Raw genomic sequence first — 14573 nt, 5'->3', positions numbered from 1 at the left:
GTTAAAGTGCCTGAGGCACGTCTCGATAGCAGGCCGAGCCGGGTTGGCCTGCCACGGAACTTTCACCCAGCGGCGGCGACTAGAGCCCGGCGCTTAAACGAGCAGTTGGCGAACTGCATCATCCATAGCTTCTAGAACAAAATCTATACGCATTTCGCGTAGAGCATGAGATTCCCCATCGAATTCATTAAAGCATCATCACAATAGCTAACTTTCCTCGCCCAAACGGGGTATCAGTTTGGCTGTCAAAATAGACTTCTGGAACACCAAGGTGCAAACACATTAATCGCTCTATTGACTAAAATCTCTTATTATCTCAGATTGCATCGATACGGATGCCTATTCTATTCGCAGTATACTATTACCTTGGGGGAATATAATGCGACTTAAGAGACGGGAATTCCTTTATAGAACCTGCGCGATCACCATTTTCTCAACGAATTTTACGCTAATCCCTGGTCGATCCAACGCGCAATATTCCTCGCAAAAAACCCTAGATCTTTCAATTAAATTGGACGATCTCGAAAGCAGAGCAGATTCTCTTGCCCTGCCGCCCGCCAAATCGCCGCTACCAGAGAATATTAGCCCGCGTTCTGAACTCGCCACCGACAATGCATATCTGAACGGAATGCCCAGGCTTCTACAGCTTATTGAAAGAGCCGAAGGGGATGCCCGAGCCGCTAGCTTGGCGGACAATGCTTCGGTGTATCTCAGTGATCTAACGCGTGATGAACATAGCTTTACTGCGCGCAATCCTAATCCGCAGCAGCCGCGAAAAATCCCGGCAACTTCCTCGCCGCCTCAAAGCCTTCCGAAAAGTGTGCCCAGCGCATCCAAACCTAATGCCGCTGAATACCGGAGCCTCTATGATAGCTGTGAAGTCAAGGCTGAACGCGCGAGCAGCGTTGACTGGCATATAAGACAGCTTGGCATCGGAAGAACGCAGTATGAGCAGCTGTCGAGCATCACTGGCGTCCCATGGTTCTTTATCGGCATTGTCCATGCACTGGAGGCGAGTTTCAACTTCAAAGCCCATCTCTACAATGGGGACGTTCCGCTTTCCCAAGTTACGCGACATGTCCCCAAAAACAGGCCGAGGAATTGGGCGCCCCCGTATACGTGGCAAGCTAGCGCCAAGCACGCACTCGAGGATGAAGGCTTTGCCACGCAACACGGCTGGACGCTTGAAGATATGTTGTATCGGTTCGAGCTGTATAATGGTCTCGGTTATCGTAGAAAGGGAATCCGAATTCCCTCCCCGTATCTGTGGAGCTTCTCGAACCATTACCAAAAGGGAAAGTTTGTCGCCGACGGAACGTGGGATGCAAACGCGGTGTCACAGCAGTGCGGAGCGGCTGTAATGCTGAAATATCTCGAGAAGGGGAACCTTATAGCCAAGCTGTAACTCATATGTGCCAGGTGCAGTATGTGGAAAGTTTCTAGGTTTTTACTTGTTGGCATAACTTTGACGCCGCTCGGCATTACAAGTGCTTGGGCAGGCGATGGCGATCTCGTGATGCGAGAGCCTAAGCATTGGGCGCTCGTCATCACTAACGATGATTATCAGAATTTGGATAAGCTGCCGAGTGCTATAGCCGACAGCAAGGGGATGTTTGACGCCCTAAACCAGGCCCACTTCGACGTTACGACTGCCTCGAACCTCCGCAACTACTCGGATTTTGACAAGGTACTCCGGGACTTCGCGCGTAAGGTAGACGAAGACGACCTCGTAGTGGTGTACTTTAGTGGTCATGGCTTCATATATGCCGGTAGCAGCTATATCGTGGGTACCACAATGCCGCAACCAATGAGCAAAGGCGATATATTAAAATCTGCGTTGGCCAGCGAAACAATTCCTGACTACTTTAACATAGCTAAGCCCGGGGGTGTCGTTTTACTGATCGACGCTTGTCGATCTCTTGGCGCGATCAAGACAGATCCGCAATCTGTTGAGGTGAATAAAGGTTCGCAGACACAGCTTTCCCAGAAAAGTCATTTCTTCATGGGACTTGCCACAAAGGATGGCGCCACTGCTGCGGGCTACGAGCAAAAAGAGGTCATGAGCTTATATACCAGCGCAATCGTATCCTATATTGCCAAGCAAGACGCAGAATTTAAAGATGTATATCAGGATATTGGCGTAAAAGTTCTTCTCAACTCCACCCAGCAGGGAGCTCCGCAAGAACCGGGTGTCTACGGATATTGGTATGAAAAGATTTATATGAACCCTACGCAGAAAACCTATGATGGCGACAAGGAAGCCTGGCTGTCGGCGCTTAACGAGAAGAAGGCTGAAACAGTCAAGGTTTTTATCGCGCGATACGCATTAAGTCCCTACGTCCGCGCCGCGAAGGCGTGGCTTGATAAGAATGGTGATGAGGAGACGGCACAAGCATATACTGGTGTGTCGCCTCGAGATGTGGAGACTGCATTCAATGCAGCAACGCAGGACGAGCAAGCGGAAGTCAACCGCTCATTGAGCTCGCTCGGATTTGACCGAATTCAGAATTATCAAGGAGGCCTTCTCGAAGATGCACTTCCGCATGAGACTTCCACCAACGTTCCAATCTCTGCCGAATCACGAATTGTGCTTAAGAATTTTAATGTCAGGGCAGCGCCGGGACTGAATAGTAAAGTTGTGGGAAAGCTTGCGAGTATGGATCGCGTCCTGGTGAAAGATTACATAACCAACGGATCAGATACCTGGGCTAAGATTGGAGCACCGAAACTCGGAGGAAACGATGCTTATATCAAAGTCAATCCGACACCATCAGATCAGAAGATCGTTCTTGGGCGTCCCATCGGTGATTTTGTGATACCGACAAGCACGGAAAGCTCGTCCTTGGTTTCTGGGAGTGCGATCGATGACATGATCAACCAGCTCAAACAGTCTGGCAAGACGATAACATGGATTTCGCTGTCGGCTGGCGCGACTGAAGATCCTGCCTTGGCATCAGACCGATTGCTACAACTTGCAAATGCCAAGTACCTGCTGACTCAGCAAGGCATTAGTAGCAAAGCGATCACATCCGTTGCCGCCAGCCCGGAAGTGACTGGAAACGGTGTGAGAATGAAGGTTTTAGGCTACTGATCTTCGATATTTGAGAGCAAGAGATGCGACCACCCGGATTGTGCTTTTCAGCCTTCTTCATGATAGCAAGTCCCGCGCTTGCAACGCCCCCAGCTGTCATGGATCAAACCGTCTTAAGCAGCAAAAACTTCCTGTTGATGCCTCCCGAATTCCAAGCGGCCGTTGCTGCCTACATCGAGAAACGAACGCCGAAAATTGTTGGAGGTATCGCCGCATCAGCAGGCCAATACTCGTGGCAGGTGTCACTGGGAGCGTCCTGGGTGCCAGATCGCTTCAAAGCCCATTACTGTGGTGGGTCCATCATAGCGGAGCAATGGATCTTGACCGCAGCTCATTGCGTTGCCGGCTTGAAACCGGACGACATAACGGTCAGCAGCGGCTCGATCCTGCTCGGTTCGAAGATAAATGTCACCAAGGTACAAGCAATTATCGTCAATGATGCCTATCGAAAAGTCGAAGACGGTGATGATATCGCTCTCCTGAAACTTGCCTCGCCCTTAAAGTTCGACCGCTATACTAATCCCGTCGCATTGGCCAACACTCAAGCGGATGAGCGTGTAGCCAAGCTTGTTGAGGATCATGCAAAGCCCCTTCTCGTCGTAACCGGGTGGGGTAGCGACGGAGAAGTCAATAAAGTTCGGAGGCTCAATTACGCTGAAGTGCCATATGTCGATGTTGACGATTGCCATTACCCTACCCTCGATTCCACAAGAATGTTGTGCGCAGGCTTTAAATTGGGAGGAGTGGATTCTTGCCAAGGCGATAGCGGAAGTGGATTGACGATAGATTCCAACGGCTCTCAACCAACTTTAGTGGGGATTGTGAGCTTTGGTGATGGTTGTGCACTCCCGGGAAAACCTGGCGTCTATACGAGGGTGAGTCACTACACGAAATGGATTGCTACGCAACGCCAGTGAGATTTGGCGGGACGCTCGCAATTCTGTAGAAGAGACGTACGAACGGCTATGCGTCTGCAGCGCATTCTCACTGACTTAACTTGTAGGTTGGAAGCGCTAGGGAGGTCGAGCCGGCCGGCGGACGGCGCGGTAGCTGTAGAGACCGGGCTTGGTCAGCGCTTTGGCCCGTATCCGTACCCGTCTGTGTCGGCTTCGCGGCAGAAATCGCGCTTCTAACATTCGAATCTATGTTCACCGGAGAACAATAGGACGCAAAGGTCCGCACGACATCAGTTGCGATGCAGTAGCTTGCGGTGGAATAGGGGTCGCCCTTAATTCGCTCAACCACCTGCAATGTTCGCGTATCTGCCAGATAGGCATTCATCATCGCGCGCAGCTGCGGATAAATTTCCTGAGCAAAGGACGCAAACGCGTATTCATTATTATAACCACTGATTATCTGACGAACAAATTCTGAGGCGGCGGCAATTACTGCTACAGGCTTGGTTGCATTCGACATTGTCGCGGCAAGGATGAGTGCTGCTTGCGAATTGGCGGTTGCAATCGAACTGCCGGCAAATCTGGAATCTCGGTTCGTATTCATCAATGCAAGCATATAATTATCACATTGCAGACGCGCGGCACCTATCCCGGCGACATAAAAATCGTACGCAGAATAAGATCTCGATCCATCTGGGACAGAACAAGAATTCTTCATATAGGCACGAACAGTTGCCGGGGTAACAGTCGCACCATTTTTCAACATGTCCGCACTGCATCCGGATAGAAATACTGCGGCCGCTAAAAGAATAATCTTCATGACACCCCCGCCAATCATGCCGATAAATAATAATATTCGGCGAATTTATTTAGTCAATCGCGAAAGAATTTTCTGAATCTCATATATCCAAAGCAATGGAATAATAGCATCTACGGAGATCAAAAAACTAGAAGGACAGCCTTAGCCTCCAGAATTCGAAGTTCGCGTTTACTTCTTCATTGGGCTTGCTCGCAATCACCCAAGAAACTCCGTGAAAACGCTTCTGATCTCCGGTTTACCTTCGCAGCTGGCGCCTACGCGGACGGCAGGCTCAACTACCAGCGATCATGCCTCGAATAGAGTTTGCCAACGACCACCGCCATTCGAACTCCTCGACGCGGATCCGCGCCTGTAGTTACTTCCAACGCCCGTCGATCTCGATACTGTTTTAGTCGAGATGGCTTGGCACATCCGTTGCCGCCACGATCTCGCCCACAGGTGATTGCATTCAGTGATAGCTGAACTGGAAAAGGAAATGGCTATTGCGAAAATCTTCTAGAGATTCCTGCGACCCGATTAGCATTGGTGACGGCCCGAGTGATCGCATAAAGACCAACCGCCTTGAAAGGAGCTGAGCCATCGACCACTGCATGCGCAAGTTCGAAATGGTGCACTCGCTAAACACTCAATTAACAATGAAGCTCGGCACGCCTTCAAATAGAGACAATTTATAAAACCATGAATTGCAATTTCTGCGACAATATTTTATATAAGAAAATGTGAATTTGCTCATTTGGGAGACACACCATGGTCGATCGCATAATAGCAGGCACAATCAATTCAGATGGGAGCGTAAAATACGGCAGCGGCTTTAGTGTCAGCAGACCGAGTGAAGGCCACTTCATGATTTCATTTCGGCCCGCTTTCAGCCAAATCAACGGTGCATCGGCAACGGAAATTTACGATGGCGATACGCGCGACAACGCTGTGATTATTTCGCTCAGCAGTACCGATCTTTACGTCAAGGTGGGAGATAGCCACGGCGATGCGAAAAATCGGGATTTTACCTTCATCGCCTCTGGGATCGGTGAAGTTACTGCCGCAAAATCTAGCTAATTCAGTATCGAGCCAAACCCATGGCTCGTGAAAATTACGTGCATTCTCAAATTATAAAAAAGGAACAGGCGCATTTTTGCACACCTGTTTTGGCGCCTAGTCGGTAGTCAAAGTGCGGGCAAACCGTCCTTTTTATCTGCGCATACCTGAAACCAATCGAACATGACGTTGAGCCGGCGGATCTTGCCCAAAGGCTCCATTGCGTGCGGATAGGGAACCCGTTGCCGGGCGCGCTCCCCGGCAACGGACCCTTGCCAGTACACGTGTCAGCAAAATTGCGCGAAGGGTGCGATCACTCAATGCGCTCGATATCTTTGAACTCTGCGATACCATCGCAGAAAAATACATCTTTTGCGTGTTATTTGAGCTGCTTGCGATTATGATCTGAAAGCTTCGCGTGACAACCGCCGTGCCTCTCGCACGGCCATGTTCATTTAGACCATCCTGAAAGGTGACCAATTACCATGTCCAGGAATCCAGTCAACTCTGCAGCCCCTTTCCAACCCGAAGTTCTCGACGGTCAAATCGGCGGAGCTGGTGCTGGCACCGTCAACAAGTTTCGCGGCGACATCATGGTTCCGCTCGCCATCTCGGATATGCCCGGATTGAATGAAATATCCATCAAACTCATGGCGGCATGCGCCAGCAACATATTCCGGATAGCTAAACGTGATAATGCCCAAGCACCGACGTCAATCCTGGGGCTTGGCTGGTCGCTACCCCGGGAGCGCATCGTCGTAATGGGGAAGCGATCGCTTGGCATCGATAGCGGGGCTTACGCGATTGAAAACAACGGAACCCTCTTCACGCTTGTTTTGCTTGCAAGCCACCTCAACACATATGTCTTCGCAACGGACAGCTTGCCGCTCTGGCAGTTTACATACGACCCCGCAGTAGAGAGCTGGACGGTCCGACTACCGGACGGCAGCCGTCGCCTTTATGGTGGCCATACGACCGAGGGAAACTGCGAGTTCGGTCTTGCCTGGGACGGATGGATCGGCGCCAGCACGACGCCAAATGGGACTTCGTATGTCGTCGCATGGAACTTGGCCCGTGTCGAGAACGCTTGGGGCATTGGACTATCTTATGTCTACGACGTCGACACGCTGCCCGTCGGCACGAACCTCTCCTACACTCGCGCCACCTATCTCGCGAAAATAACGGATGACCTCGGCCAAGGCGTCGAGTTGTCGTATTTGGACAAGGAGCGTTTCGAGTGGCAATGCCCACATCTTTATAAGGGCGAACCGAACACGGCCTATCAGGACCGGTATGAAACCAAATTTCTTAATCGGGTCACCGAGTACAGCAACTGGCAATCGAAGACAGCCATCCGCGTCGTTTCCTTTGGCTACGACTTTTGCAATCTGGTCGATCCGGCTGAGGAAAAGTACACCAAGCGTCTTCTGACGTCGGTGGAGTCTTCGCTGAATGGGATCGCGAAGGAGCCGGCCACGAAGTTTTCCTACAATGCGGATGCTGGTGCGCCTGCTCCCGGAGCGCTCACCGCTACACTAACGCCTGCTGGATCGAAAACGGACTATTCGTATAAAACGATCTCATTGAACGCCACAAGCAATCCGCTTTTCAACAAGTCGCTGACAATTGAGCCTCCCGCCGGGTCAAAGGGTGCCCGGCCCTATTTGTTGCCCTCAGAAGGCTTTCTGGCGGTAACCTGGCTCAATAGCACGAGCGGATCGGCGGCGATCCAGATCTATAGCTTCGGAGGAGCATGGAGCAAGCCATGGTCGCCGTCGTCGCCGATCGCCGGCGCGTTTGATGCCGAAGGCATCGTCTACGCCCAAACCTCAACAATGATCGCTTTGTTCCTGCCGCCGCTTTCCGGGGCTGCAGGCAACAACGCGTATCTACTGTTATTAAGGCGTGATCCATACCAGCAAAACGTCTGGCATATGGAGAAGCGAACCATTTCGCTGACAACAAAGGTCGCTTCGGTCCGGGCAAGTCTCGTTGGCGGAGAGGACTTCTTTGCGCTATCCATCGTGGGTCAGGGTCGGTTCCAGATTTTCAGCTATGAGCCCACCACTCAGTCCTGGACTGACACACTTTTCACGCTCGCCGTGCCGAACGTCGTCGTCGGAACGGATGGAATACGCACTCTCGTTGGCGCGATTTCCAATGCTGGCAGTCTGTCGATTTCACTTTATTCGCGAGGCATTGACAGATCCTGGTCCCTCACGGGAACGCCCATCAGCAGAAATGGAGTCCAGTGGAACGAAAATTATGTCGGCAGTTTGCTGAATTGCGGACCGAATTTTGGAGCGGTAACTTACGTCGACGCTGCCGGCGGTCAACTCCTGCTCCTGAAATGGAATGCAGAAGGCAAGTTCGCAGGAACCTACGGCGCCCGTGCTGAGACTGCGCACACCTATGTTTCGGAAACGATCGTGATCAACGGTCCGCGTGTATTCCGCTATGACGCGGGCGCCTGGAAGCCCTTTACATTCACCGACGATCCCAACGCGTCTTATGTCATCGGCGATGACTTTGCGGTTCGAACACTATCCGTTGGGTCACCCGCCGTGGCAATGATCCGATATGCTCCAACCACCGGAAGCTGGGTGTCGGAGCAGCTGGCTGAGGCCAACGCTATCCTTTACAGGCCTACGCTTGCAGGCAACATCATGACCTGTGGCACGAAAGTCTATCGACGACAGGCAGATGAAAGCTGGAGCCCAATCGCTGACCTTTCAACATCCGGCGATCCTCAATCGTTAGTCAATCGCGGTTCCTATATCATCTACACGGAGGCGCTTGCCGCCGGAGCCAAGCGGGTTGTGGTACTGTTGCTTGGCGATGCGCGAAAGGTCGACATCGCTTATTTCGATGGGCAGATATTTGGAGGTGACGTCGCCTGGTTCACTGCCCCGGCTTGCGCAAGCCAGCGCGCCTTCGCGACTTTTCCGAAAGGTTCCAATCCGGTGGCACCAGCCTCGTTGGTGCTTCATCGAATTCTGAACAACAGCTTGTCAGATGAACAGACCGACGACGTCATTGGCTCGCTTGCCGTCGATGATGGCTTCCAAACAACGAGGTCGGATTATGACTATGACACCGCGTCAGCATTGTTCGACCCAACAGGTCAGGTGGTTCAGTATCCAGAAGTTCAAGAGCGCCTGATTGATTCCGCGGGCTTTGCCACGGGCGGAAGAATTGAAACACACTACTACAACGGGTTGCCGATCGCGGACGATCCGGAACTGGACGCATTCCACTCTCTCGTCGCCGGCCGAGAATATGATACGAGCGTTTACACAGTCGAAGACCTGCAGCTTTTCCAAAGAAAGATTGAATGGCAAGGTTTGCGCCTGGAGCACGGGGTCGCCTCTAGGGTGGAGCTTCTTCTTCCAGCCGCTATGCCCGTCATTCGAGCGACTAAGACAGTCGACGGCCTTTTGCAGATCTTCACCGCAGACGCCGAAGCCGGCGCATCGTTCGACAACGGCGTGATCCCTCTATCCGTCTTTGATGCGTTCGAGGCCGCGGGTCTACCCCTGTCCCCGGATGCGACGGTCGCCTCCGTGGTTCAGGGCATTTCCTGGCTCATCAACTCAGATAATCGTCGATTTGCGGCCCGGTTTACTCCGTCGGGTCTGATCGAACTCACAAGCGAACTCGGCCGCCGCAAGGAACAGTCCTACGATCCGCAAACAGGTTCGATGGTTACGCAATCAACCGTGAATCGTGAGGCGGATGGTACGCTTTCGACAATCACGGCGCAGCTGATTTATGCCTGGACCTTGCCGGAATACACTGACATGAAAGCCACAAGGCAATTGGGTGCCGTGGCAGAAACCCGGCTGACCAATGTCACGCACACGACCACCATCGCATCCAGCGTCACAACGTGGACGAATGAATGGGAACACGCGGACGCTCCATACGATAATCTCGCCGAGTATGCCTGGAACGGACCGGGTGCACAGGCGCCAGCCTTCGATTTTTCCAATCCGGACGCAAACGTGGAATGGGTTCGCAACAACGAGGTTGTCGGTCGCGCGCCGACAGGTGTCGCGCTTCAATGGCGTAACGCCCTTGGCGTGTCCTCCTGCCAGATACTCGACAGCCAGAATGTGCGTACCATTGCGAGTTTCCAGAATGCTGGAACCGGAGCGAACCGGCAAGGTGCCGCGGGCCAACCGGAATGCACGTACACAGGCTTTGAAAGCTATGAGGCGACAGGGCCTTGGTCGACGACCAATGGCTCGCTTCTCAGCGACCTCATCTCGACGGACAAAGCTCATAGCGGGCGGGCATCGTTGAAGCTCTCATCGGCGGCCCAGGCGCCCGGCATCGAGGCACGGTTCGCACTTAGCGAAGGCGTGACTCGCGTCGCCTTCAACCTCTGGCTATGGAATGAGGCGGATTCGACCCCAGGCGGTGGAATTGCCATATCCTTCAGCGACAGCACGCAGCGTTACGATATTGCCTTTGAGCCTGCCTTCGGAAATTGGATCAAGCTTCAGCGAGCCTTGACGGTGCCCGTAGACGCAACCGAGATGCTTATCGAGTTCGGGAACGCTGGCGCATCCACGAACGAGTTTGTCGATGACATCGCAATTTTCCCATTGCCGGGCAGCGCGAGCGCGACGGTCTATGACGTGGACACGCTACTCGTTACGTCGCAAATCGACGACAATGGTGCAACGACGCGATCCTATTACGACGAGGGCTATCACGCGCTTGCCTCTACCAACGCAGACGGCAAGGTTATCGCTCTTGCCAGCGGTGGATTTTCGCGTCTTCCAGATGGAAACGACAGCTTCGACGCTTCGGCTCCAAATTGCTCGCTCAATATCCAGTCGTCTGCCGGCGGCTCGTTTGAAAGCTTCACGGACGACAAGTGGCGAACCAACTGGACACCCAGTCCGGTAGATGGATGGCAGGTCCAGTCGGCAACCGTTCTGTCCAATCAGCTAACGGTCGTCGAGGCCGGCGCGGTCCGGCTGACGACCACGGGGACTTTCGCCGATGAAGGCGTCGCATGCCGGATGCGCATCGTGCCGCCCACCGAAGGGTGGCGCGATGCTATCGCTGTCCGCATCAGTGACGTAGGCGCGATTGAATGGTCGCCGGCGAACGGAGCGTGGCGCATTCTGGACGGCCAAGGAGCGGAAAAGACTCGCGTTGCGCAGCTCGAGCTTGCGGCGGCGGAATGGATAGTCGCGCGTTACGGCGAGACACTCGCTCTCTTCATCGATGGGAAACCGACGATCGGCGCAGCCCTAGATGGCAAGGCCGGACACCTCTCCGTGGAAACTACGGAAGCCGTCGGCCTGAGCGTTTCCGGTCTTACATTGCTTCCAAAGCCTCAAATCGCTCTCGACTTCCTGGATGCTCTCTCGATGCCCTTCCAGAGTCAGATTTTCGACGAGGAAGGGATGATCGCGTCAGCGACGTTGAAAGATCGTCTCGGTCGCTCTGTCATCACGACCAAGGCGGCCCGCTATGAGAATGGCACGCCGGGCATTCGCAAAGAACTTGTCTCCTCAATTGACTGGACGACGGGAGTTATGAGCGGCGACGTCGCCGACTACTACTCCGGCAAAGACGATCGCTCGAACGATGAGGGATATCCTTACAAGCGTGTGCTGCTCGAAATGGCGCCTATTGATCGCCAGCGCGCAATTGGTAGTCCCGGCAAGGTGCATGCGATCTACCCCGAGGGGAATCACTTCACTGAAACACCGACGATTACCAACGTTACCGGTGACATGGCGCAAGGGGTTTCATCGGGACTGTTTTGCGGCACCGAGATCCGCGACGCAGATGGAGCGCGCACCCGGACTTTCACCGATGATCGCTTTTCGGAATTGCGGCGCCGGTTTCTGGCGCCGCCGCACTATGGCCCATTCGAGCGGCTAAGTGCGCGCACGTTCGATGCACGTGGGCAACTGACGACAATGCTGCCTCCTATGGTCTTCGCCACGGGGAACGAAAGTTACGCGCAGAGCCGAAAAACCGATCCGCTCGGCAATATCCTGCAAACCTATTCGTCGGACTGCGGAGAGACCAAAGTCATTTACGACAAGCTCGGCCAGCCGCGCTTCACGCTGATCGCCGATGGGGTGGCCAAGGGCGCCGGCGGCGCCGATCGAATAGTCTATCTCCGATATGATCCATTGGGGCGCGTTTTTGAATCTGGAACCATCGATCACGCGTGGGATCCAGTCGCATTGACGCCGCTCGCCAACACGGATTGGCCGACGGACGGAAAGTGGGAGGCAAACCTTGTCTGGGACTGCCTTGAGGCAGGCGATGTCGCCGATCCCGTCAACGGCATCGGACGGACGGTGGCATTTCGGCGCAGCCAGCTTGAGGCCAACAACTCATGGATCCAACTGAACAGTTATGACGCCGCCGGCAATCTGGTCGAGATCAGGCAGACAGACGTAAAAGGAGTTCGAGCTCAACATTACGCAGTTGATGCCGTCGGGCAGATCACGTCTCTTTCTTTCGATCCGGCGGGCCAGCCTACAATAGTCTTCTACCAGAGGGATCTCCAAGGACGTGTAACGAAGATCGGTTCTGAAACCGACCCACTGCGGTGGGCGTGCTATCGCTATACGGCGGATGGCTTGCCGCAAGAGGAAATTCTCAACCCGTCTGGAACAGCGCCTTTCACGCGTCAATTCCAATACAATTCACTTGATTTGCTGATAGAAACCCGCAGCGAAGTCTTCAATGAAGCACTGAGTTATTGGGAAACACCAGGCGCGGACGGCACCACCTATTATCAGGGCCAGATCACGAAGGCAGTGTTTTCGCCCGGCCCGGCTGCCCGTTCCGCCGGACTTGTCGTTGACGACTGGGAAAACGCCTACGACGCCGCGGGCAATATCTCCGCTGTCGTCAATGCTGATGGAATGCTTCGCTCGATCGGCGGCGTCGACGCGACGATGAGGTACGACGCCAACGACAACATGCTTTCCGTCGTCGATCGTGGAATAGATCGCAGTTTCACGATAAAGGATGGAACCAACCAGCTCGTCGGCATGACGACACCGGACCACGAGGAGATCTATACCTATAGCGCAGGCGGCAACCTTGTCTCGGCCTCAGGCCGTGCATTGGATAGCCTTTCGTACAATCTCGTAAACGGCCTGGTCTCGTCTGGTGCGATGGCGGATGGCTCGAGTTTTGAGGTTGGCTACGGCGAAGGCGATGAGCGCATCGAGCTGACGCAGCTTTCAGCGGCTGGAGAACCCGCGTCGAAAACATCTTATTTGCGCGATGAGAGCGGCAATATTCTCGCGGAAGCAGAGGAAAATGGCGGCTCGATGACATACATCCCCGGGCCGTTTGGTTTCGTCGCCGTAGTCGACGAGAATCTCTCGACTGGCTTTGTTATTCGCGATCGCCAGAATTCGACGCGGCTTGTCCTGGCTGAGGATGGAACCATCCTGGCTGGATACGCCTATGACCCCTTTGGCGGCATGTCGCAGACGCCTGTAGGCCCGTGGGCCGAAAATGTCCGCTTCCTGTTCATCGGCCAGGAGTATGATGCACGAACGGGATTGTATAACCTCAACGCACGTCTCTACGATCCTATAACCCGACGGTTCCTCTCCCCCGATCCGTTACGTTCAACATCCAGCCCCTACCCTTACGTCTCGAACATTCCGTTCCAGGCAAGTGACCCCAGCGGCCTGCTCGCGTTCCTCGCCGCGCTCGCGATTGGCGCCATCGTCGGCGCGATTATTGGTGGTGGGGTAAGCGCAATCACATATGCTGCTCAAAACGACTGGCAGATCAAGGATTGGGGCGAATTCTGGAAGGAAGTTGGCATAGGCGCGGCGGTCGGCTTCGTGACCGGCGCCTTGGCGGTCGCGACGGGAGGCGGCGCCACCGCGGGATTGGTGAGTGCCGCGGCGCGCGTCGGCGGCCGGGTCGCCACCTTCGCGGCGACGACAGCGGGCCGGGTCGCGATCGGCACGGCCAGTGGCGCGATCTCGGGCGCGGTTTCAGGCGCCTCGGGGCAAGTCATGGAAAATGCGATTCGCGGCGAGAAAGGGGCTGACCTGTTCAAGAACGTCGGTTGGGCCACCCTGACTGGCGCCGGCACCGGGGCAATCCTCGGCGGCTTGACGTCAGCCTTTTATTTCCCTGGACCACGGGGCCCGCGCATCAATGCCGCGGCCGATGGAGACACTTACGCCAATCGTGTTTTGAACGCCGGCAACCTACTCAAAAATCCGAGAGCACCGGTTGCCCCAGTGCCAGTCCAGACAAACTCCTACATTACCTGGCGCGATCTGATGAAGCTTGCGCCGCGGGGAACTCCGAATACGTTCAACTCCAACAACATGTTTGGTTTGAAATTCAGGTCCAGCAATGTACCTCGCACCGGTGGAGCCGGGCCTGAAACGCATTTCGAGGTGCGTTTTCACAGTCAACAGCCCGGCCTTGGCGCGGGTATGCGAGGAGGACGCTATTGGACGGCAAAGATAGGCTATGGCACCAGCAATACTCAGTTGAACGCCGGGCGAAACCTCCTGCACGAGGGCGGCGCCTTTTACAACGTGAACAGCAACAATCTCCCAGAGACACACCTGCGATTTCGCTTCTGGTCCTGGACATAATCTCGCGGCCTGCACGAATGACTGCTTTTGGGGTCGCCGCGATCGTACGTGGGCGACAACAATGAAGGCGCAAAGCAGTCGTCCTGCCCTTGGCTGCGACGCTACTT

6 protein-coding genes are annotated in these 14573 nt (G+C 54.4%); 5 read left to right on the top strand and 1 reads right to left on the bottom strand.

What is annotated here, in order from left to right; translation table 11 throughout:
- Positions 1-379: 379 nt before the first annotated feature.
- The 3 genes from PH558_RS24750 to PH558_RS24740 all read left to right on the top strand — a co-directional run bounded on the left by PH558_RS24750 (position 380) and on the right by PH558_RS24740 (position 4008).
- The gene (locus PH558_RS24750; protein ID WP_152094760.1) at positions 380-1405 is read left to right on the top strand and encodes a hypothetical protein; all 1026 of its coding nucleotides are present in this window, start codon (positions 380-382) and stop codon (positions 1403-1405) included.
- A 21-nt stretch (positions 1406-1426) separates the two neighbouring features.
- Positions 1427-3091, top strand: a complete 1665-nt coding sequence (locus PH558_RS24745) for a caspase family protein (RefSeq protein ID WP_152094761.1) — start codon at positions 1427-1429, stop codon at positions 3089-3091.
- A 98-nt stretch (positions 3092-3189) separates the two neighbouring features.
- The gene (locus tag PH558_RS24740) at positions 3190-4008 is read left to right on the top strand and encodes a S1 family serine peptidase (RefSeq protein WP_173002597.1); all 819 of its coding nucleotides are present in this window, start codon (positions 3190-3192) and stop codon (positions 4006-4008) included.
- Between the two features lie 67 nt (positions 4009-4075).
- Here the strand turns inward: PH558_RS24740 and PH558_RS24735 are convergent, their stop codons facing one another.
- The gene (locus PH558_RS24735; protein WP_285207098.1) at positions 4076-4807 is read right to left on the bottom strand and encodes a hypothetical protein; all 732 of its coding nucleotides are present in this window, start codon (positions 4805-4807) and stop codon (positions 4076-4078) included.
- Positions 4808-5554: 747 nt separating this feature from the next.
- Between PH558_RS24735 and PH558_RS24730 the strand changes: the two genes are divergently transcribed.
- Positions 5555-5863, top strand: coding sequence for a hypothetical protein (locus tag PH558_RS24730; RefSeq protein ID WP_152094764.1), 309 nt, complete (start codon positions 5555-5557; stop codon positions 5861-5863).
- Positions 5864-6327: 464 nt separating this feature from the next.
- A complete protein-coding gene (locus PH558_RS24725; RefSeq protein WP_285207096.1) occupies positions 6328-14466 on the top strand; it encodes an RHS repeat domain-containing protein in 8139 nt (2712 codons plus the stop codon).
- The last annotated feature ends 107 nt before the right edge of the window (positions 14467-14573 follow it).

This window comes from Rhizobium pantanalense (genome assembly GCF_030182525.1).
Lineage (GTDB): Bacteria > Pseudomonadota > Alphaproteobacteria > Rhizobiales > Rhizobiaceae > Rhizobium.
The sequence above is the reverse complement of the archived record's forward strand: the minus strand, read 5'-3'. Positions and strand labels throughout refer to the sequence as shown.